Annotated in this window: 18 protein-coding genes and 1 tRNA gene; 16 read left to right on the forward strand and 3 right to left on the reverse strand. The window is 61.9% G+C overall.

What is annotated here, in order from left to right:
* The first annotated feature begins 47 nt into the window (after positions 1-47).
* The 12 genes from NYR54_RS10160 (at position 48) to NYR54_RS10215 (ending at position 12,882) form a co-directional block, all read left to right on the forward strand.
* Entirely contained in the window at positions 48-668 is a 621-nt protein-coding gene (locus NYR54_RS10160; RefSeq protein ID WP_261515530.1) for an NADH-quinone oxidoreductase subunit J, read from the forward strand.
* 2 nt (positions 669-670) lie between these two features.
* Complete coding sequence (gene nuoK / locus NYR54_RS10165; protein ID WP_261515531.1) at positions 671-979, forward strand: NADH-quinone oxidoreductase subunit NuoK; 309 nt, start codon at positions 671-673, stop codon at positions 977-979.
* 12 nt (positions 980-991) lie between these two features.
* Entirely contained in the window at positions 992-2,977 is a 1,986-nt protein-coding gene (gene nuoL, locus NYR54_RS10170) for an NADH-quinone oxidoreductase subunit L (RefSeq protein ID WP_261515532.1), read from the forward strand.
* A gap of 3 nt (positions 2,978-2,980) precedes the next feature.
* Positions 2,981-4,486, forward strand: coding sequence for an NADH-quinone oxidoreductase subunit M (locus tag NYR54_RS10175; RefSeq protein ID WP_261515533.1), 1,506 nt, complete (start codon positions 2,981-2,983; stop codon positions 4,484-4,486).
* 15 nt (positions 4,487-4,501) lie between these two features.
* Positions 4,502-5,938 carry an NADH-quinone oxidoreductase subunit NuoN gene (gene nuoN / locus NYR54_RS10180; RefSeq protein WP_261515534.1) on the forward strand — a complete coding sequence of 479 codons (1,437 nt, stop codon included), beginning with the start codon at positions 4,502-4,504 and terminating at the stop codon, positions 5,936-5,938.
* 4 nt (positions 5,939-5,942) lie between these two features.
* On the forward strand, positions 5,943-6,761 hold the full coding sequence (locus tag NYR54_RS10185; RefSeq protein ID WP_261515535.1) for a biotin--[acetyl-CoA-carboxylase] ligase: 819 nt from the start codon (positions 5,943-5,945) through the stop codon (positions 6,759-6,761).
* Between the two features lie 75 nt (positions 6,762-6,836).
* A complete protein-coding gene (locus NYR54_RS10190) occupies positions 6,837-8,444 on the forward strand; it encodes a ribonuclease J (protein WP_261515634.1) in 1,608 nt (535 codons plus the stop codon).
* Positions 8,445-8,449: 5 nt separating this feature from the next.
* Positions 8,450-8,854 (forward strand): methylmalonyl-CoA epimerase, encoded by a 405-nt coding sequence (gene mce / locus NYR54_RS10195; protein WP_261515536.1) that lies wholly within the window; start codon positions 8,450-8,452, stop codon positions 8,852-8,854.
* Positions 8,855-8,932: 78 nt separating this feature from the next.
* The gene (locus NYR54_RS10200; RefSeq protein WP_261515537.1) at positions 8,933-9,202 is read left to right on the forward strand and encodes a DUF1467 family protein; all 270 of its coding nucleotides are present in this window, start codon (positions 8,933-8,935) and stop codon (positions 9,200-9,202) included.
* Between the two features lie 384 nt (positions 9,203-9,586).
* The gene (gene proS, locus NYR54_RS10205) at positions 9,587-10,915 is read left to right on the forward strand and encodes a proline--tRNA ligase (RefSeq protein ID WP_261515538.1); all 1,329 of its coding nucleotides are present in this window, start codon (positions 9,587-9,589) and stop codon (positions 10,913-10,915) included.
* The gene (locus NYR54_RS10210; protein ID WP_261515539.1) at positions 10,912-12,195 is read left to right on the forward strand and encodes a lipoprotein-releasing ABC transporter permease subunit; all 1,284 of its coding nucleotides are present in this window, start codon (positions 10,912-10,914) and stop codon (positions 12,193-12,195) included. The genes proS and NYR54_RS10210 overlap by 4 nt, the downstream gene beginning before the upstream one ends.
* Complete coding sequence (locus tag NYR54_RS10215; protein ID WP_261515540.1) at positions 12,196-12,882, forward strand: ABC transporter ATP-binding protein; 687 nt, start codon at positions 12,196-12,198, stop codon at positions 12,880-12,882.
* A 30-nt stretch (positions 12,883-12,912) separates the two neighbouring features.
* Here NYR54_RS10215 and NYR54_RS10220 read toward each other — a convergent pair whose 3' ends face one another.
* Positions 12,913-13,263, reverse strand: coding sequence for a VOC family protein (locus NYR54_RS10220; protein WP_261515542.1), 351 nt, complete (start codon positions 13,261-13,263; stop codon positions 12,913-12,915).
* Positions 13,264-13,909: 646 nt separating this feature from the next.
* Positions 13,910-15,025, reverse strand: coding sequence for an alanine dehydrogenase (gene ald / locus NYR54_RS10225; protein ID WP_261515543.1), 1,116 nt, complete (start codon positions 15,023-15,025; stop codon positions 13,910-13,912).
* A 142-nt stretch (positions 15,026-15,167) separates the two neighbouring features.
* On the opposite strand from ald, the gene NYR54_RS10230 reads away from it, so the two are divergent.
* On the forward strand, positions 15,168-15,641 hold the full coding sequence (locus tag NYR54_RS10230) for an Lrp/AsnC family transcriptional regulator (protein ID WP_261515544.1): 474 nt from the start codon (positions 15,168-15,170) through the stop codon (positions 15,639-15,641).
* A gap of 79 nt (positions 15,642-15,720) precedes the next feature.
* Positions 15,721-16,017 (forward strand): Dabb family protein, encoded by a 297-nt coding sequence (locus NYR54_RS10235; protein ID WP_261515546.1) that lies wholly within the window; start codon positions 15,721-15,723, stop codon positions 16,015-16,017.
* A gap of 938 nt (positions 16,018-16,955) precedes the next feature.
* On the opposite strand, the gene NYR54_RS10240 is transcribed toward NYR54_RS10235, so the two are convergent.
* A tRNA-Asn gene (locus tag NYR54_RS10240) sits at positions 16,956-17,030 on the reverse strand.
* A gap of 172 nt (positions 17,031-17,202) precedes the next feature.
* Between NYR54_RS10240 and NYR54_RS10245 the strand changes: the two genes are divergently transcribed.
* Both NYR54_RS10245 and NYR54_RS10250 read left to right on the forward strand, forming a co-directional pair.
* Complete coding sequence (locus NYR54_RS10245; protein ID WP_341484295.1) at positions 17,203-17,550, forward strand: PGPGW domain-containing protein; 348 nt, start codon at positions 17,203-17,205, stop codon at positions 17,548-17,550.
* An 886-nt stretch (positions 17,551-18,436) separates the two neighbouring features.
* Positions 18,437-20,377, forward strand: a complete 1,941-nt coding sequence (locus NYR54_RS10250; protein ID WP_261515547.1) for an acyltransferase family protein — start codon at positions 18,437-18,439, stop codon at positions 20,375-20,377.
* Positions 20,378-20,433: the final 56 nt, after the last annotated feature.

A 20,433-nucleotide genomic window follows, 5' to 3' on the forward strand; every position in this document is an offset into this window, starting at 1 on the left:
GTCATGGGTTCGCGCGTCTGTGCGGACTGGAACAACCGAGGGAAACGATGCTGACAGGGCTCGAGGCGATCTTCTTTTATCTTTTCGCCTTTGTCGGGGTGGCGGCGGCCTTCATGGTCATTTCCGCCCGCAATCCCGTACACTCGGTTCTCTACCTGATCGTCGTCTTCTTCAACGCGGCGGCTCTGTTCCTGCTTACCGGGGCTGAGTTCCTGGCGATGATCCTGCTCATCGTCTATGTGGGCGCGGTCGCCGTCCTGTTCCTTTTCGTGGTGATGATGCTCGACGTCGATTTCGCCGAATTGAAGCAGGGCGCGCTGCAATACGCGCCGATTGGCGCGCTTGTGGGCATCATCCTGGCGGTGGAGCTGATCGTTGTGCTGGGCGGCTACGCATTCTCGCCGGAGATCGCGGCGCAGACGGCCAAGCCCGCGCCCGATGTCGCCGTGCGGCACAACACGGCGGCCCTCGGCGACATCATCTACACGGATTACTTTTTCTTTTTTCAGGTGGCTGGCCTGATCCTGCTGGTGGCCATGGTGGGCGCGATCGTGCTGACGCTGCGTCACAAGCCTAATGTGAAGCGCCAGAGCATTGCCGCGCAGGTGGCGCGCACGCCTGCCACCGCCATCGAGATCCGCAAGGTGGAAACGGGCGAGGGAATCTGAGAATGGAAGTCGGCATCGCACATTATCTCACCGTCTCCGCCATCCTTTTCACGCTCGGCGTCTTCGGCATTTTCCTCAATCGCAAGAACGTCATCATCATTCTGATGTCGATCGAACTCATCCTGCTTTCCGTGAACCTGAACCTCATCGCCTTCTCCTCGGTGCTGGGCGATCTGGTCGGCCAGGTCTTCGCGCTTTTCGTGCTCACCGTCGCGGCGGCCGAAGCGGCGATCGGCCTTGCCATCCTGGTAGCCTTCTTCCGCAACCGCGGCTCCATCGCGGTGGAAGACATCAACATGATGAAGGGCTGAGGAGGCATCGTCATGTATCAGGCAATCGTCTTCCTTCCGCTCGCGGGCTTCCTCATTGCCGGGCTTTTCGGCCGCTCCATCGGCGCGCGCGGCGCGGAGCTGATCACCTCCGGCCTCCTCGTCATCTCGGCCTTCCTGTCCTGGATCGCCTTTTTCTCGGTGGCGCTCGGGGATAGCGGGGCCTTCACGGTTCCCGTCCTGCGCTTCATTTCGTCCGGCGCGCTGGACGTGGCCTGGGCGCTGCGGATCGACACGCTCACCGCCGTCATGCTGGTGGTGGTCACCAGTGTGTCCGCGCTGGTGCACATCTATTCGATCGGCTACATGCACCACGACCCGCACCGACCCCGCTTCTTTGCCTATCTGTCGCTGTTCACCTTCGCCATGCTGATGCTGGTCACCAGCGACAATCTGGTCCAGATGTTCTTCGGTTGGGAGGGCGTCGGCCTCGCTTCCTACCTGCTGATCGGCTTCTGGTACAAGAAGCCCTCGGCAAACGCCGCCGCCATGAAGGCCTTCATCGTCAACCGGGTCGGCGATTTCGGCTTCATCCTCGGCATCTTCGGCGTGTTCATGCTTTTCGGCTCGGTCAATTTCGACACCATCTTTGCCAATACGGCGAGCTTCATGCCGGGGGCGGGCGGTGAGGCCGCCGAGCCGATGCTCGTCTTCCTCGGCCGCGCGCTTGATCCGCAGGCGGCTCTCACCGTGGTCTGCCTGCTTCTCTTCCTGGGCGCCATGGGCAAGTCGGCGCAGGTGCCGCTGCACACCTGGCTGCCGGACGCAATGGAAGGTCCCACGCCGGTTTCCGCCCTCATTCACGCTGCAACGATGGTGACGGCGGGTGTCTTCATGGTGGCGCGTCTATCGCCGATCTTCGAGCTCTCCTCGACCGCGCTCACGGTCGTGACCGCGGTTGGCGCCTTCACCGCGTTCTTCGCCGCGACCGTCGGCCTCGTGCAGAACGACATCAAGCGCGTGATCGCCTATTCCACCTGTTCGCAGCTTGGCTACATGTTCGTCGCGCTTGGCACGGGCTTCTATGGCGCAGCCATCTTTCACCTGTTCACGCACGCCTTCTTCAAGGCACTTCTGTTCCTGGGTTCCGGCTCGGTTATCCACGCCGTCTCGGACGAGCAGGACATGCGCAAGATGGGTGGGCTGCGCAAGCTGATCCCGCAGACCTACTGGATGATGATCATCGGCACGCTGGCGCTTACCGGCGTGGGCATACCGGGCACGATCCTGGGCACGGCGGGCTTCTTCTCCAAGGATGCCATCATTGAAGGCGCCTTCGTCGCGCACAACCCGGCTGCGCCCTTCGCCTTCATCCTACTGGTCGTGGCGGCCGTCTTCACCAGCTTCTATTCCTGGAGGCTGATCTTCATGACCTTCCACGGCAAGCCGCGGGCCTCCGCCGACGTCATGCACCACGTGCACGAGTCGCCCTATGTCATGCTCGTGCCGCTCTTTCTGCTCGCCATTGGCGCGGTTTTCGCCGGCGTCGTCTTCAACGAGTTCTTCGTCGGTCACGAATACGATCCGTTCTGGAAGGGCGCGTTGTTCACCCTTCCCGACAACGCCATCCTCGAGGAGTTCCACCACGTTCCGCTGTGGGTGAAACTCTCGCCCTTCGTGGCGATGTTGATCGGCCTCCTGGTGGCGTGGCAGTTCTACATCCGCTCGCCGGAAAGCCCGAAGGAACTGGCGAGCAGGCACCGCGTGCTTTACGCCTTCCTGCTCAACAAGTGGTACTTCGACGAGCTATATGACTTCCTCTTCGTGAGGCCAGCCCAGAGGCTTGGGCGGTTCCTCTGGAAGAAGGGCGACGGCTGGCTGATTGACGGCTTCGGCCCCGATGGAATATCGGCGCGTGTCATCGACGTGACCAGCCGCGTCGTCAAGCTGCAGAGCGGTTATCTCTACCATTACGCCTTCGCTATGCTGATCGGCGTGGCGGCCTTCGTGACCTGGATGATGCTCGGGAGTTCGTTCTAGACCATGACCGATTGGCCCATTCTTTCCACGGTCACCTTCCTGCCGCTGGTCGGCGCCTTCCTCATCCTGCTGATCAGGGACGAGGGAGCGGCCGCACGCCGCAATATCCGCAATGTCGCGCTGCTGACGACGGTCTTCACCTTCGTCCTGTCGCTCTTCATCTGGATCGGCTTCGATTATTCGGTGCCCGGCTTCCAGATGGTTGAGAAGCGGGAGTGGCTGGATTCCGGCATCTCCTACCACATGGGGGTGGACGGCATTTCGATGCTGTTCGTCATCCTTACCACCTTCCTGATGCCGTTCTGCATCCTAGCGAGCTGGGAGACGATCGACAGCCGCGTGAAGGAGTACATGATCGCGTTTCTGATCCTGGAAACGCTGATGATTGGCGTCTTCTGCGCGCTCGACATCGTGCTCTTCTACGTCTTCTTCGAGGGCGGCCTCATTCCGATGTTCATCATTATCGGTGTCTGGGGCGGCCCGCGGCGCGTCTATGCGAGCTTCAAGTTCTTCCTCTATACGCTCGCAGGCTCCGTCCTGATGCTGCTCGCCATGATGGCGATCTTCTGGGAGGCGGGCACCACGGATATTCCGACGCTGCTCACCCATTCTTTCCCGCTTCACATGCAGTACTGGCTGTGGCTGGCTTTCTTCGCCTCCTTCGCAGTGAAGATGCCCATGTGGCCGGTGCATACCTGGCTGCCCGACGCCCATGTGGAGGCGCCGACGGCGGGCTCCGTCATCCTGGCGGGAATTCTCCTAAAGATGGGCGGCTACGGCTTCCTGCGCTTCTCCGTGCCGATGTTCCCGGCCGCTTCCATGGACCTCGCGCCCCTCGTTTTCACGCTTTCGGTCGTGGCCATCATCTACACCTCGCTGGTGGCGATGATGCAGGAGGACATGAAGAAGCTCATCGCCTACTCGTCGGTGGCGCATATGGGCTTCGTCACCATGGGCATCTTCGCGCTGAACGAGCAGGGGATTCAGGGCGCCATCTTCCAGATGCTCAGCCATGGTCTGGTCTCGTCCGCGCTGTTCCTGTGCGTCGGCGTGATCTATGACCGCATGCACACGCGTGAGATCGCGGCCTATGGCGGCCTGGTCAACAACATGCCGAAATATGCCGTGGCCTTCATGGTCTTCACCATGGCCAATGTGGGCCTGCCGGGCACCAGCGGTTTCGTGGGCGAGTTCCTGACGCTGCTTTCGGTCTTCCGGGTCAACACCTGGGTGGCACTCTTCGCCGCGACGGGTGTAATCCTTTCGGCGGCCTATGCGCTGTGGCTCTACCGGCGCGTCATCTTCGGCGCGCTCACCAAGGAGAGCCTGAAGGCCCTATCGGACCTTTCGGGTCGCGAGAAGGCCATCCTCTATCCGCTTGTCGTGCTTGTCATTTTCTTCGGTATCTATCCGGCACCGCTGCTCGACGCGACCACGGCTTCGGTCGGCGCGCTTCTGGATCAGTTGAGCGCGTCGATCGAACTGGCGCAGACTGGGGTTGGGAATTGAACGGGAACGCATCGCATGACGTTTGATCTGACATCCAGCCTGGTCCTTGCCGTTCCCGAGCTGGCGCTCGCTCTGGGCGCCATGGCGCTCTTGATGGTCGGCGTTTTCTCCGGCGAGCGTGCAAGCAGCACGGTGAACGGGCTTGCCATGGCGCTGTTCCTGGCCGTCATCGCGTGGATCATCCTTTTCCCGGCCGATGGGTCCGCCTTCGGCGGAGCTTTCGTCAGCGATCCATTTTCGCGGCTGATGAAGATCCTCACCCTCGTAGGCGCCGCCGTCACGCTCGTCATGTCGGTGGGCTTCGCGAAGGCGGAGAAGTTCGACAAGTTCGAATATCCCGTCCTCATCATGCTCTCCACGCTCGGCATGATGCTGATGGTGTCGGCCAACGACATGATCTCGCTCTATCTCGGGCTCGAACTGCAGTCGCTGGCCCTTTATGTGGTCGCCGCTATCAACCGGGACAGCGTGCGCGCCACCGAGGCAGGGCTGAAGTACTTCGTGCTTGGCGCGCTTTCCTCCGGCATGCTGCTTTACGGCGTGTCGCTGGTCTACGGCTTTACCGGCAACACCGGCTTCGAGGCGATCGCGGCCACTCTTGCGGATGGTGAGCGCCAGCTTGGCCTCGTCTTCGGGCTTGTCTTCGTGCTCGCGGGACTTGCCTTCAAAATCTCCGCCGTGCCGTTCCACATGTGGACGCCCGATGTTTACGAGGGCGCGCCAACGCCGGTGACGGCATTCTTCGCTGCAGCCCCCAAAATGGCGGCGATGGCTCTGTTCGTGCGGGTGACCATGGAGGCGTTCGCGCCGATTGCGGCCGACTGGCAGCAGATCATCGTCTTCATCTCCGTAGCCTCGATGCTGCTCGGCTCCTTCGGTGCGATCGGCCAGCGCAACATCAAGCGGCTGATGGCCTATTCGTCCATCGGCCATATGGGCTTCGCGCTGGTGGGTCTTGCCGCCAATTCGCCGACGGGCGTGCGCGGCGTGATCCTCTACATGCTGATCTATCTCGCCATGACGCTCGGCACCTTTGCCGTCATCCTGGCCATGCGGCGAAACGACACCAATGTCGAGCAGATCGACGATCTGGCCGGCATTTCGGCGACCAACCCCACGATGGCGACCATCATGACCATCATGATGTTCTCGCTGGCGGGCATTCCACCGCTCGCCGGCTTCTGGGCCAAGTGGTATGTCTTCCTCGCCGCGATCGACGCGCAGCTCTACTGGCTGGCCGTCATAGGTGTTCTCACCTCGGTGGTCGGCGCCTTCTACTATCTGCGGATCATCAAGGTGATGTGGTTCGACGAGGCCGTGGGCGCCTTCCAGCCCATGGCGGGCGAGCTGCGCTTCGTGCTGTGGGCCTCCGGCGCCTTCGTTCTCTTCTACGTCTTCATCGGCGGCCCGGTCGGTCAGCTGGCGGAAGCCGCGGCCAGGACGTTCTTCTGAGGCGATGTTTGTTCTGGCGCCTCCTGCCGTTGCGGCAGGCTACCGGCTGGAGGCGCATCAGAGCGTCACGTCCACCAACGCGCTGGCGCTGGAGCGCGCGCGCGAGGGCGATCCGGGCAGGCTCTGGGTGGTAGCCACCGAGCAGCGGGGCGGGCGAGGCAGGCGAGGGCGGCCCTGGGCCACGCCGCGCGGCAATCTGGCCGCTACACTTCTTCTGGTGGATGCCTTCGACCCGGCGACCGCTGCGACGCTCGGCTTCGTGGCAGGGCTCGCGCTTGGCGACGCCCTTGCCGGGGTGGTGCCCGAGGCGACGGTCTCGCTGGGCGTGGATGGCGCCGGGTCGCACCGCAACCGGTTTGAGCTCAAATGGCCGAACGACGTGCTGGCCGACGGGGAGAAGCTTGCCGGCATTCTCCTGGAATCCTCCACGCTCGAGGGCAACCGTCTCGCCCTTGCCGTCGGCATTGGCGTGAATGTGGTCGCCCATCCCGAGGACGTGCCCTATCCGGCCACCTCCCTTGTGCGGCTGGGCTCGCGCGCGGACGCCGAGACCCTGTTTCTTGCCCTGTCGGATGCCTGGATGGACAATATCCGCCTGTGGAACGGCGGGCGCGGGATCGCGACCATTCGCGAGCGCTGGCTTGCGCGCGCGGCGGGCCTGGGCAGCCGCGTTGCCGTGCAGGTCGACGGCAGGATCGTGCGGGGTATGTTCGAAACGATCGACGAATCATGCCGTTTCGTCATTCGCGAGGATGACGGATCGCGCCTGAGGATCGCGGCGGGCGACGTGCATTTCGGAGCGGTCGCTTCCGTACGCGACTAAGAAAGAGGAGAAAGCGTGGCATCGAGTCAGGCGGAGCTGGTCTTTTGCCCCTTGGGGGGCGTCGGCGAAATCGGCATGAATCTGGCGCTTTACGGTTATGGACCGCCGGACCGGCGCACCTGGATCATGGTGGATTGCGGCGTCACCTTTCCTGGCCTGGAGTTGCCCGGGGTTGATCTCGTTCTGCCCGACATCCGCTTCATCGAGGAACAGGCGGGCGATCTGGCCGGTATCGTGATCACCCATGCCCACGAGGACCATTACGGCGCACTGCTGGAGCTGTGGCCGCGGCTTAAATGTCCGGTATGGATGACGCCCTTTACCGCGGGCCTTCTGGAGGCGAAGCGGGCGGGCGAGGCCACCGCACCGGAGGTGCCGGTTACGATCTTCCGCGCGGGCGATGTCTTCACCGTAGGGCCGTTTTCGATCGAGGCGGTTGCCGTCAGCCACTCCATTCCCGAGCCGGTATCGCTCGCCATCACCACGCCCCTGGGGACGGTGGTCCATACGGGCGACTGGAAGATCGACGCCGCGCCCGTGCTCGGTCCGCAGACCAACGAGGAGCGTTTCCGGGAACTCGGCAAAAAGGGCGTTCTGGCGCTCATCTGCGATTCCACCAACGCCCTGCGCGAAGGAATTTCCCCATCCGAGCAGGCGGTGGGGGAGGGCCTCAGGGAGATCATCGAAAAGGCGCCTGCCCGGGTTGCCGTCACCACCTTCTCCTCGCATGTGGGCCGCATCCGTGCGGTCGCCGAGGCCGCGCGGAACGCAGGCCGGCAGGTGCTGGTGCTCGGCCGTTCGCTGCAGCGCGTGATCGAGGTAGCCGAGGAACTCGGCTATCTCGAGGGCCTGCCGCCCTTTTTGTCGGAAGAGGATTTCGGCTACATCCCGCGTGAAAACGCCGTCATCCTCTGCACGGGCAGCCAGGGCGAGCCGCGCGCGGCCCTTGCCAAGCTGGCGCGTGACGAGATGCGCAATGTGGCGCTTTCGCCGGGTGATACGGTCGTCTATTCCTCGCGGGTCATTCCCGGCAATGAGAAGGCGATTCTGGCCACCAAGAACCTGCTCATCGAGAAGGGTATCCGGGTGGTCGAGGATGGCGATGCGCTCGTCCATGTGTCGGGCCATCCGCGCCGGAACGAACTGAAGCAGATGTATGACTGGGTGAAGCCACAGATTCTGGTGCCCGTGCATGGAGAGGCCGCCCATCTCGTCGCCCAGGGCTCGCTTGCGGCCATGGCCGGCATTCCAGAAGTGCCCCACGTCAGAAACGGTGACCTGCTGCGGCTTGCCCCGGGACCGGCCGAGATCATCGATCAGGTTCCTTTCGGGCGCATTTACAAGGACGGCAAGGTGATCGGAACGGACGAGGAGGTGGGCGTGCGCGACCGGCGCCGGCTCTCCTTCGCCGGCCATGTGGCGGTCAATGTTGTGCTCGATGAACGGTTCGAGCTCGCGGGCGAGCCGGATATGGTCGCCATCGGCCTGCCGAAGACGGATGGCGCGGGCGAACTCTTCGAGGACATCATGATGGAGGCTGCCCTGAGCGCGGTGCACAGCATACCCCGAGCCAACCGCCGCGATCTCGATCTGGTCGGCGAGGCCGTACGCCGCGCCGTCCGCTCGGCCGCGGCCGAGGCCTGGGGCAAGAAGCCGATCGTCACCGTCTTCGTAACGCGGTAGCGGCTATGCTGGGCAAGCTCAACCATGTGGCGATCGCGGTGCCGGATCTGGCGGCGGCTGCCGCAACCTATGGTGACGTGCTCGGCGCAAAGGTTTCCGAGCCTCAGCCGCTGCCCGATCATGGCGTCACCGTGGTCTTCATCGACTTGGGCAACAGCAAGGTTGAACTGCTGGAGCCCCTGGGGGAGGATTCTCCGATCGCCGCCTTTCTGGAAAAGAACCCGGCCGGCGGCATGCATCATGTCTGTTACGAAGTGGCCGACATTCTGGCCGCGCGTGACCGGCTCGTGGCGGCGGGTGCCCGCGTGCTCGGCGACGGACAGCCGAAGACGGGCGCTCACGGCAAACCGGTGCTCTTCCTTCATCCCAAGGACTTTTTCGGCACACTCATCGAGCTTGAGCAGGTGTGACGGCGCGTCGCGCCGCGGGCGTTTCAAAAGTTTCCGAGCAACGGCTATCTTGCGGGCGCAGCAGGAACGGGCTTTCCCATGGAATGGATCTCGCTGTCGGCGGTTTTCTTCATCATCTGGTGGCTGGTGCTGTTCGTATCGCTGCCTATCGGCTTGCGCACCCAGGACGATGAGAACGACGTGGTGCTCGGCACACCCGCAAGCGCACCGCGCGGGCCGCACATGCTGCGAGCCTTTATTCGCACGACCGTACTGACGGCCATAATCTTTGCTGGCTATTATGTGGTGACGCGGGTCTTGGGCTACTCGTTTGACGATATTCCGCGCCTGGTGCCCAACTTCTACTAAAGTCCTGACCGTCCAAAAAAAAAGCAAGGCAGGTACGCCTTGCAACTAAACGCGTCCGACCCGTTTCCGTTTTTCAAACGGCGGCAGCGAACATGCGCGCCAGGATCGTATCCTCCCAAGACTTTGACCGCGTAAGTGAGAGCGGATTTAAGGTTCCACCCTCTTATTTTATAGCAGCTACCTTAGACCAACTTTTATCTCAATGTCACGAAAAATTTTGGCCCAGGGCGGGCCGTTATCCGGCCGATTTGAGAAGCGTTTTGCGCGCCCGGCCTGCCGCCTGGCGCGCTTGGGTTTGCAACCTGCCACGAAATGGCTAAGAAGCCTGTCGATACAGGCTGGCGGCGTGATTCCGCCTCTTTCCACTGCATAACGGGTAGCTTCATGCGACTGTCGCGTTACTTCCTGCCCATCCTGAAGGAAAACCCCCGGGAGGCCGAGATCGTCTCGCACCGGCTCATGCTGCGGGCGGGCATGATCCGCCAGCAGGCTGCCGGCAGCTTTTCCTGGCTGCCGCTCGGCAAGCGGGTGCTCGACAAGGTCTGCCAGATCATCCGCGAGGAGCAGGACCGCGCCGGCGCGCTGGAGATCCTGATGCCGACCATCCAGTCGGCGGACTTGTGGATCGAGAGCGGGCGCTACAACGATTACGGCAAAGAAATGCTGCGCATCCGCGACCGGCAGGATCGCCCGATGCTCTATGGCCCCACCAATGAGGAAATGGTGACGGACATTTTCCGCGCCTATGTGAAGTCCTACAAGGATCTGCCGCTCAACCTCTATCACATCCAGTGGAAGTTCCGCGACGAGGTGAGGCCGCGCTTCGGGGTGATGCGGTCGCGCGAATTTCTGATGAAGGACGCCTATTCCTTCGATCTGGACTATGAAGGCGCGAAGGCGGCTTACAACCGTATGTTCGTTGCCTACCTGAGGACCTTCTCCCGCCTAGGGCTCAAGGCAATTCCCATGCGGGCGGATACCGGGCCGATCGGCGGCGATTTGAGCCATGAGTTCATCATTCTGGCCTCGACGGGTGAAAGCGCCGTCTTCTGCCACAAGGACTTTCTGGATCTGCCCGTGCCTTCGGCCGACGTGGATTTTTCCAACGACGAGGAGATTGCCGGCATTGTCGAGCAGTGGACCAAGCCTTACGCGGCCACCGACGAAATGCACGACGAGGCCGCCTGGGCACAGGTGCCGGAAGACAAGCGCCTTGCCGCGCGCGGCATCGAAGTCGGCCACATTTTCCACTTCGGCACCAAATATTCCAAGCCCATGAAGGCCACGGTGATGGGACCGGACGGGAAGGAACACTTCGTTTCGATGGGCTCCTACGGCATCGGCCCGACGCGCCTGGCGGCGGCGATCATCGAGGCGAGCCACGACGAAGCCGGCATCATCTGGCCCGAGGCGGTCACCCCATTCGAGATCGCGCTGATCAATATGAAGGCGGGTGACGCGGAGTGCGACCGCGTCTGCGAGCAGATCTATGCCGCGCTTTCGGCTTCTGGTCGCGAGGTGCTTTATGATGACACCGATCAGCGGCCCGGCGCCAAATTCGCCACCGCCGACCTCATCGGCCTGCCGTGGCAGGTGATTGTCGGTCCGCGCGGTGTGGCTGCGGGCGAGGTGGAGGTGAAGAGCCGGGCCACTGGCGAAAGAGAGACCCTTCCCATAGAGGCGGTCGCAAACCGGTTCAGCGTGCGCCGATGACCGAAACCACGGGGGGCAACGGAGGAGCTCCGCCCTTCTCCCATTTCGAGCGTCTTGTCGCTTGGCGCTATCTGCGCTCGCGGCGCAAGGAGGCCGTGGTCTCTGTCATCGCCAGCATCTCCTTTCTCGGCATCATGCTTGGCGTGGCGACCCTCATCATCGTCATGGCGGTGATGAACGGGTTCCGCGCCGAGCTGCTCACGCGCATTCTGGGCGTCAACGGGCATATCGTCGTGCAGCCCGTGGATATGCCCATGAACGATTACGAGGATGTCAGCACCCGCGTCGCCAGGATACCGGGCGTGCGGCTCGCAGCCCCGCTTGTGGAGGGGCAGGTGCTTGCCTCCGGTCGCGAGGGTAGGGGGACCGGCGCGCTCATCCGCGGCGTCCGTACCGACGATCTTGCGGAAATGAGGCTCGTTGCGCAGAACATCCGCCAAGGCTCGCTCGTAGGCTTCGCCACGGGCGGAGGTGTGGCCGTGGGCGCGCGCATGGCGCAGGCGCTGGGACTTGCGCTTGGCGACCAGGTAACCCTTTTCTCGCCGGAAGGCGACGTCACGCCCTTCGGCACTACTCCGCGCGTGAAGGCCTATCCCGTAAGCGCGATCTTCGAGATCGGCATGTCGGAATACGACTCCTCGATCATCTACATGCCGCTTGAGGAGGCGCAGCTTTTCCTGAATGCCGAAGGGCTGGCGCAATATATCGAGGTCTTTGTGGACGACCCCGACAATGTCGACAGCTTCCGTCCGCTGGTCGAAGAGGCGGCTCAGCGCCCCGTCATCATCACCGATTGGCGCCAGCGCAACCAGACCTTCTTTTCCGCGCTCGAGGTCGAGCGGAACGTCATGTTCATGATCCTCACCATGATCGTGCTGGTGGCCGCGCTCAACATCATCTCCGGCATGATCATGCTGGTGAAGGACAAGGGGCACGATATCGCCATTCTCCGCACCATGGGGGCCACTAGCGGCGCCATTATGCGGATCTTCATGATGGCCGGCGCGGCGATCGGCGTGGCCGGCACGCTCGCCGGCTTCGTTCTGGGGACGGTCCTGTGCCTCAATGTGGAATCCATCCGCCAGTTCTTCTCCTGGCTTTCGGGTACGACCATCTTCAATCCGGAAGTCTATTTCCTGAGCCAGCTTCCGGCCGATATGGAGACGGGCGAGACCGTTTCGGTGGTGCTGATGGCGCTGCTGCTCTCCTTCCTCGCAACCCTCTTTCCTGCCTGGCGCGCCTCGCGCCTCGATCCCGTGGAAGCGTTGAGATACGAATAGATGGCCGAAAACGTTCTGGAACTGAGGTCGATCGACCGACGCTTCGTCCAGGGGACGAAGACGCTGACCATTCTCGAACAGGCCGATTTCGCGCTCCGGCCCGGCGAGATGGTGGCGCTCGTTGCGCCGTCGGGTACCGGAAAGTCGACGCTTCTGCACATTGCCGGTCTGCTCGAATATCCCGATGGAGGCGACGTGGTCGTCAACGGCCAGCCCTGCGCGGCGCTGTCCGACGACCGGCGCACGGCGATCCGCCGCAGCGAGATCGGCTTCGTCTATCAGTTCCATCACCTGCTGCCGGAATTCACCGCACTCGAAAATGTGATGATGCCGCAGCTCATCGCCGGTCTTGATGCGCGCGAGGCGAAGGAGCGGGCGGCACAGCTTCTGAACTACATGAAGCTTGGTGAGCGGATGGACCACCGCCCGAACGAGCTTTCCGGCGGCGAGCAGCAGCGTGTGGCGATCGCCCGGGCGGTGGCGAATGCGCCGCTCGTGCTTCTGGCCGACGAGCCGACAGGCAATCTCGATCCCGCGACCGCGGCCTATGTCTTCGATGCGCTGGAGGCGCTGGTGCGCCATTCCGGGCTTGCCGCACTCATCGCCACCCACAATGAGGAGCTGGCTGCGCGCATGGACAGGCGCGTCACCCTCTCGCAGGGCAAGGTGGTGGAACTTCCGGCTTGAGCGGAGGGCGGATAGGGCGGCACGGTATCGTCATGTGTGCTCGAGGATGTTTATGAGCTTGCCGAACGGATCACGCACATAGAAACGGCGTACGCCCCAGGGCTCGTCCGCCGGCCCGTACTCGATCGCGATCCCCGCATTCCGCACGCGCTCAAGCGCTTCCTCAAGATCGTCCACTTCAATGGAAAGGTCGGGCACAGGCGTGCCGGAGCCGCCCTCGGCCGCGAAGCTGACCTGCACGGCCGCTCTCTCCCGCGCGCCATAGGTGGCGATCCAGCCGTGGTCCATCAGCAATTCGAGACCCAGAACCTCGCCATAGAAGGAGCGCGCGGCCGCCAGCTCGCGCGTCTCCACATTGGCCACGATACGCTTCACTTGCATAACTCACTCCTGACCACGCAGCCCGCCGGGCGCCAAATCAGACGGCATGCCTCAGGCCGCCGTCCTCCTCAAACGAACGTTCCCACCCGCTGGGGCGGTTGCAGTCCTGTTGACAGGAACATTTTTAGAACATATAAGAAACATATCAAGATCAATATGACTTTTCCACAGGAGGACCCCATGTCCGGTCTCGTTCAGGATGTCTTGTCGCTGGTGGCCGTCAGCTCCTTCCTCGTCGTCGCGGCGACGTGGATCGGCGCTCTCTGAGCGGCGTGCGCCTCCGGGCACCACAAGGAGCGGGTTTGCTAACGAACGGGCAGGGCTTTTGCGGGGGTTAGGGCGCCGGCCTCTCCCAAAATTCCGCTCGGATGGAGACTGTTGTTTTGAGCGAGCCTCAGCGGGGGAGGCTCCAGCAAGATGAGGCATGGAAGGATGGGCTGACAGGCAAACAGGCGGCCGGCCGTAAGCTGTTATCGCTCCTCGATTGGTGCGGGCGCTGCCGGCGCCCTATCAGGTGCCTCTTGGCAGGCGGGCGCATGTCGTTCCGTCGCGATTGAAATGAGCACGGCGACCAGGGTGCCCGCCGCACGGCCGGAGCAGGGCGGAAAGATCGCGCCTTCTGCGTCGTCGCGGAGAGATCGCGCCGTCAGGCGGCGAGGGCGGCCGTGGGTTCGGTGACCTCGCAGCCAAGCGATTCAGCCACCGCCCGGTTGGTGACCCTGCCCTTATGGACGTTCAGCCCGTTGCGTAGATGCGGATCGTCCAGCAGCGCCTGCAGCCCCTTGTCCGCAAGCTGCAGGCCGTGGTGCAGAGTGGCGTTGTTGAGCGCGTGGGTGGAGGTGACGGGAAGGGCGCCCGGCATGTTTGCCACGCAGTAATGTATGATGCCGTCCACCTCGAAGATCGGGTTGGAGTGGGTGGTGGGACGGGAGGTTTCGAAGCAGCCGCCCTGATCAATCGCCACATCGACGAGCACCGCTCCCTTCTTCATGCCGGCCAGCATTTCGCGGGTGACGAGCTTGGGGGCCGCCGCGCCAGGAATGAGAACGACGCCGATGATGAGATCCGCCCGAAAGCACTCCTCCTCCACCGCCTCGGCCGTCGCGTAGCGGGTACGCGCCCGGCCGGCGAAGATGTCGTCGAGCTGGCGCAGGCGGGGGATCGAACGGTCGAGCACCGTGACGTCCGCACCGAGGCCGATCGCCATCTTGGCCGCGTTCAGGCCAACCACGCCGCCGCCAATGATGGTGACCTTTCCGGGCAAGACGCCTGGCACGCCGCCGAGCAGCACGCCGCGACCGCCATTCGCCTTCTGCAGGGCCGTCGCGCCCGCCTGAACCGCCAGCCGCCCGGCCACCTCCGACATCGGCGCCAGAAGCGGCAGCCCGCCATGCGCGTCCGTGACGGTTTCGTAGGCGACCGCCGTCACGCCGCTTTCAAGCAGACCCTTCGTCTGTTCGGGATCCGGGGCGAGATGCAGATAGGCGTAGAGGATCTGCCCCTCGCGAAGCCGCGCCCACTCGGCAGGTTGCGGCTCCTTCACCTTCACGATCATGTCGGACCTGGCAAACACCTCCTCGGCCGTTTCGGCTATGGCCGCGCCCGCTTCGCGGTAGGCGTCGTCCCCGGCGCCAATTCCGGCGCCTGCGCCGGTCTCCACCAGCACCTGGTGGCCGTGGGCGACATATTCGCGTGCCGCACCCGGTGTAAGCCCCACGCGGTATTCGTGATCCTTGATTTCCTTCGGGCAGCCCACGCGCATCCTGCAACTCCGCAAAAGCCGGTCCAACATCCCAAGAAAATCACAAACCGCCTCGAAGGTGTTTGCGAAGTGATGCGCCCTGCGGTAAAGCGTTCGTATTTTCTTGCAGCCGATTTCGATAACGAGAAAGGAAATGCGAAGAATGTCGCTGGACAGGATCGATATTGCCATACTTGAAGCGCTGCAGCAGGACGGGCGCATGCCCAACGCGGCCCTGGCCGAAAAGGTAGGGCTGTCGCAATCGGCCTGTTCCCGGCGCCTTGACAATCTGGAGAAGGCCGGGGTCATCAAGGGCTACCACGCCCGCCTGTCGAATGCCGCGCTCGGTCACCACATGACGGTGATCGTGCACATCTCGCTTTCGGGGCAGTTCGAAAAGACGCTTTCGGAGTTCGAGGGGGCGGTGAAGCGATGCCCCAACGTGCTGTCCTGCCATCTGATTTCGGGCGAGTATGACTACATTCTGAGGATTTCCGCCCGCGACCTGGAGGATTACGAACGCATTCACAAGGAATGGCTGACGGCGATGCCGCACGTCACCAAGATCAACTCCTCCTTCGCCCTGCGCGAGGTGATCGACCGCACGGCGATTGGAATCCGGCCCTCGATGGCTTGAGATGGCTGGCTGGGGGCAGCAAACCGATTGACATTCCCGGAGCCAGCGCGAATTTGACTTGATTTTCTGGAGGCTGGCCGTGATTCGCCACATCGTTTTTTTCAGCGCCAAGAAAGCGGAGGACATCCCGCTGATCGCTGAAAGGCTCGGCATGCTGGGACGCATTCCGCACTCGGATTTCTTCGAGGTCGGCATCAACCGCAAGGTCGACCAGCTCGGGGGCGAGGTCGATGTGGTGGTCTATGCCGAATTCCGCGACGAGGCGGCGCTCGCGGCCTACAAGGCTGACCCGATCTACAAGGAGTGCATCGCCCTGGTGCGTCCGCTGCGCGAGCTGCGGCTTGCCGCAGACTATGTGTCCAAGGCAGGGACCTGAACGGCCATGCGGCCGCGTCTGCCTTCCGGAACGCCTGTTTGACGGCCGGAACAGGCTTTTGAGGCTTCCTACAGCAGGCAATCGCCTTGTCCTCGCCCTCCTTGCCTTCTGCGTGCCGCTGCCTGCCGGGCACGCTGAAGCACCTCCGCCTCATCAGCACGAATATTGCGAGGTATGGGCGCTATTTGCCGAAGACGCGATGAATGAGAGGCGGCGTGGCGTCCCACTTGCTGAGCAGCTCCGGCGCCACTGGGACGACATGCGCCGTATCGCCACCAAAAGACCGAGACCGTGGCGATCAGGGAGGGGATCATGGCTTCCAGACCGGCAACGCCAGTCCCTCGCTCGAGGGCGCACCACATGACATGGACAGCGCCCCTGCCGATCTTCGTGTTCAGATGCTCCGCATCGGCGTGAACTACCACTTCTAGATTAAGCTCCGGTTCGGCAGCGTCTTCATATTAGGAGGCCACCCTGCCGTCCTTACTTACTCACCGGCCTCTTCTAGGGCTTGTAAAGCCCCGTAGGGAGCCTCCATGGTCCCCCCTCTGGCCCTGAGAATAGCGGATGCGGCATCGGCTCCGCGATTCGGCCAAATCGAGGAAACACAGGGGGAAGCTGTCGCTAGCCGCCTCCGGGCCTTTCTGCTGTCTCCAGTGCCTCTGCGATCAGCGGCACCTTTCGCGCCAAACCGGCGTTCTTGAGGCGTCTGTGAGGGTGCGGGATGAGGTTGATGTGGGGAATGTCTGCGGCGAGCAAGAGATCAGAGAGCCGCAGCCCCGTGACTTCTCCAAGAAGGCAACCGGTATTCTCGATAATCTGTCGTATCTGCCGGGCTTCGCGCGACCTTCAATCAGTTTCCGAACCTCCTCCGGAGGGCCGGAGGGAGCGCCTTACCATCGAAATTATTGAGAAATAAGGGCTTTCCGAAAGGAGAATGGCTCCCCGGGCCGGATTCGAACCAGCGACCAACCGGTTAACAGCCGGTTGCTCTACCGCTGAGCTACCGGGGAACGCCCTCTGCCGTAGCAGTCGGCGTGCCCTATAGCAAACCATCGAAGGCTTTGCAAAGCGGGCACAGCAAATTTTTCACCGAAGCGGGATGCGAGGCTCGCATTTTCCGCCAATGTTCCACATATCCACATATGGAGAGCGAATCGGCGTGTGACAATCCCGCAAGCCGGCATGGATGAAGGGCCAGTGGCCATGGAAAAGCGCGCTGCCGGCGCGGAAATGTCCGCGGCAGAAGAGGCGAAGGAAGCAGGAAGCGAAAGGGCGAAGCGCCCGCATGTGTCCATTGGCGGCAAGCGCATGCCGATGCCGCGCTCGCGCCTCGCGCGGATCGTAAGCGGCGTAGCCCTGGTCCTGCTTGGAATCGTTGGGTTCCTGCCCGTGGTCGGCTTCTGGATGATTCCCTTAGGCCTCGTCGTCCTCTCCTACGACGTTCCGGCGGTGCGGCGCCTGCGCCGCCGCATGGAAGTCTGGTGGCACCGCCGGCGGCGGAAGGATGGCCGCAGGCCTGATGCGCGGTAAGTACGCCCGAACCTTGGCATCCGGGCCGTCGACCGGCCGATGGCTTGTGCGAAGCGGCCTGAAGCGACCGGCTCAGTGCGTCCTATCGTGCTGCGAACCACGACCATCGCTTGCGAAAGGGCAAGTGTTCAGCCGTTCTGCCGCAGGCAGGCGAGGGCAGCCGTCCTGGATGGGAATTTGGCTGCCCGGTCCTATTGCATCGATCCTTCCATTTTGCCCGCAAGAAGCCGGTAATCGCTTCTGTCAGAAGCGATTCAGGAGGTTCCTGGGCCTTATCCTTTGCGCTCTCGCTCTCCCCGCAGCACTGGGGCCGCTCCGCCCGGCGATACTTTCTCTCATCGGGGATAGGCGGGCGGAATACCACGATATGTCGTCGTCGATCGCCTATATGAGCTTCTGGATACTTATGCTGGCGGCATGTTTTGGCGGTGGCGGTGGGTGATGAATGCTTTCCACCTTCGCCTTGTATTCGGCGTTCTCTGTCTTGCCGCGCCCGCCAACTTCTTGCGGGCGTATGGGGCTAGGCGGCTCGCCCTTTTCCTGCCATAGCTAATAATAGCCATGCATCGATACCCAAAGAAGATTGCGGGCACAATGACGCTGGCAAGCCCCCTGACGCTGGCATTTCTGCCCTACACCTTTCTGTTGTGGGCCTACTGGGTGAGGCTCCACATGTGGTTGGATGATCCGTCTCCCACCTTTGCTCCGTAGGCCTTCATAGCTTGTCCGCCGCCATCCACATTGTGTCGATCTGCTCGGGCGTAAGGTTGAGAGCAGCGCCGTCGGCGTCCTCAAAGGATAGCTACTGCCAGAACCCCCAGTCAACCGTTGTCGGCGGCACTTACCTAGTCTAAGTGGTAGCGAGAGGGGTTCTAACGGGGCAGTCATGCGATTTCACCACGTAGACGGCCTGCGCGCCGTGGCCGTTCTTTCCGTTCTCTTTTTCCACGTAGGAGCCGCAGCATTCAGCGGCGGGTTCGTTGGCGTCGATGTTTTCTTCGTGATTTCAGGGTTCGTGATCACGCGGCAGATCCTGAACCTCATGGATGACGGCAAATTCAGCCTTTTTCGCTTCTACGAACGCAGGCTCAACCGCCTTTATCCAGCCCTTATCGTGACGATTGCGCTGTCTCTGGTGGCGGGCTTTCTTGTCTTGCCGCCGAGTCTTTTGTCTGATTTCAGCTTCTCAGCCTTGGCGTCTCTCACCGCCTGGTCGAATATTTTCTTCTGGGACAGCGTTGGCTACTTCGACACCGCGTCCGATCTAAAGCCCCTCCTTCACACCTGGACGCTCTCGCTGGAGTGGCAGTATTATCTCGTCACGCCGGTATTCCTCTGGCTTGTCCCTCGTCGCTATCTGCCTCACAGCATCTTCGCTGTTTCTCTGGCTTCCCTCGCGCTCAGTTCCTTCTGGTGGCGCGATCCTGCGACCCCCTTCTACTGGATGCCGTTCAGGATATTTGAGTTCGGGCTAGGCGCTCTTCTGCTTTGGATGCCAGAGCCGCGGAGAGCCGTAGGTGACTTGACGGTAGCCGGTGGGCTCGCGCTCACCGCATATGCAGTGTTCTCCTTCACCGGACAGACGCCGTTCCCGTCCTATTTTGCGCTTTTACCCGCATTGGGTGCGGCCATGGTCATATGGGGCGGGAAGACTGGCTTCCTCTCAGGAGCACTGCGGCTGGCGCCAATTACCTACCTCGGCCGCATCAGCTATTCGACCTATCTAGTGCACTGGCCCTTGATCGTCTTTACGGTCTGTTACACCGCGCAAGATCTTACGACGACAGCAGCCGCGATCATTTGCACGCTTTCCATCGTGCTTGGGGCACTGCTCTACCACAGCGTTGAAAAGCCATTCTGGCATGGTCGCTTAGCGTCTCGCGCGAAAGTGACGGTTTTTGCGACTACGGTTCCCTTGGCCGCCTTGCTCTACATATCGTCAGGCGGCTTGTGGTGGCGTATTCCGCCACCCTGGAACACGCCTTATCCGAGCGGTTTGGATTTTCACTATGCCAACTTCGGTGGGGCTGGATATCCTTCAAACAAGCTCGTCAGAATCGGTTCCGATAATGCTCCGATACTCTTTCACGTCATGGGCGACAGCTTCGCCCATCAGCTGTTTTGGGGCCTCGATGAGGAATTGACCTCGCGTGGTCTTGCTGCTGATGCGATCAATGACAATGGGTGCCCGATGATGGCCGGTACAGCGAGGCTGATAAAAGGCAGAGAAGACACGTCGTGTACCGAATCCATCAATACAGCGTTGTCCATCTTTAATGACGGTTTGCCGATTCTTTTTGCTCTTAGCTGGAACGGCTATCGTTACTCGCTGCTGTCGGAAGGTAAGCATGTTACTTTTGACAGTCTGGACCAATATTACGACTTCATCCTGGATCGCATCTCGGCAACGAAGGAGGCTACGAAGACACCGCAGATGATCATCTTCGGTGATGTCCCGCGCTCTGCATCTGTGAAGCTGACGCCTTTTGAGTGCACCACCAGCCCTCGCTATCTCAGTGATACCCCACCATGCCAGGCGCTGATGTACGCGAGATTGACCAATGAGTTGTTGTCGCAACGCTTCCGGGAACTGATGGAGCGCGACGAATCAATTGTCGTCTTAGACCCCCGTGATTACCTATGCTCTGACACCAATGATTGCCCTGTATTTGAGGACGGGAACCTCATTTACAGTGATGGCGGCCACCTCTCGAAATTTGGCTCCAGGATGATAGCTCGTCGTCTTCTGGATGATGTCCTCGCGGCTATTGCGAATCCAGGTTCTGGAGCGTCAGAGAACGGCATCGCCACCCAAAATGGCCATTAGAGTTCCGCGGTGAGGATCAGCCCAAAAGCTTAACGGTTACGCTGACACATACCGCG

The organism is Chelativorans petroleitrophicus (assembly GCF_025398195.1).
Lineage (GTDB): Bacteria > Pseudomonadota > Alphaproteobacteria > Rhizobiales > Rhizobiaceae > Chelativorans > Chelativorans petroleitrophicus.

Excerpts from the sequence above, each read along its gene's own strand:
- NYR54_RS10215 (WP_261515540.1), top strand. The coding sequence starts at position 12,196 with ATGGCCGAAAACGTTCTGGAACTGAGGTCGATCGACCGACGCTTCGTC.
- NYR54_RS10190 (WP_261515634.1), top strand. The coding sequence starts at position 6,837 with ATGAATCTGGCGCTTTACGGTTATGGACCGCCGGACCGGCGCACCTGG.
- nuoL (WP_261515532.1), top strand. The coding sequence starts at position 992 with ATGTATCAGGCAATCGTCTTCCTTCCGCTCGCGGGCTTCCTCATTGCC.
- NYR54_RS10220 (WP_261515542.1), bottom strand. The coding sequence starts at position 13,263 with ATGCAAGTGAAGCGTATCGTGGCCAATGTGGAGACGCGCGAGCTGGCG.
- NYR54_RS10250 (WP_261515547.1), top strand. The coding sequence starts at position 18,437 with ATGCGATTTCACCACGTAGACGGCCTGCGCGCCGTGGCCGTTCTTTCC.
- NYR54_RS10185 (WP_261515535.1), top strand. The coding sequence starts at position 5,943 with ATGTTTGTTCTGGCGCCTCCTGCCGTTGCGGCAGGCTACCGGCTGGAG.
- NYR54_RS10200 (WP_261515537.1), top strand. The coding sequence starts at position 8,933 with ATGGAATGGATCTCGCTGTCGGCGGTTTTCTTCATCATCTGGTGGCTG.
- NYR54_RS10210 (WP_261515539.1), top strand. The coding sequence starts at position 10,912 with ATGACCGAAACCACGGGGGGCAACGGAGGAGCTCCGCCCTTCTCCCAT.
- nuoK (WP_261515531.1), top strand. The coding sequence starts at position 671 with ATGGAAGTCGGCATCGCACATTATCTCACCGTCTCCGCCATCCTTTTC.
- NYR54_RS10175 (WP_261515533.1), top strand. The coding sequence starts at position 2,981 with ATGACCGATTGGCCCATTCTTTCCACGGTCACCTTCCTGCCGCTGGTC.
- NYR54_RS10160 (WP_261515530.1), top strand. The coding sequence starts at position 48 with ATGCTGACAGGGCTCGAGGCGATCTTCTTTTATCTTTTCGCCTTTGTC.
- proS (WP_261515538.1), top strand. The coding sequence starts at position 9,587 with ATGCGACTGTCGCGTTACTTCCTGCCCATCCTGAAGGAAAACCCCCGG.
- mce (WP_261515536.1), top strand. The coding sequence starts at position 8,450 with ATGCTGGGCAAGCTCAACCATGTGGCGATCGCGGTGCCGGATCTGGCG.
- NYR54_RS10230 (WP_261515544.1), top strand. The coding sequence starts at position 15,168 with ATGTCGCTGGACAGGATCGATATTGCCATACTTGAAGCGCTGCAGCAG.
- nuoN (WP_261515534.1), top strand. The coding sequence starts at position 4,502 with ATGACGTTTGATCTGACATCCAGCCTGGTCCTTGCCGTTCCCGAGCTG.
- ald (WP_261515543.1), bottom strand. The coding sequence starts at position 15,025 with ATGCGCGTGGGCTGCCCGAAGGAAATCAAGGATCACGAATACCGCGTG.
- NYR54_RS10245 (WP_341484295.1), top strand. The coding sequence starts at position 17,203 with ATGGATGAAGGGCCAGTGGCCATGGAAAAGCGCGCTGCCGGCGCGGAA.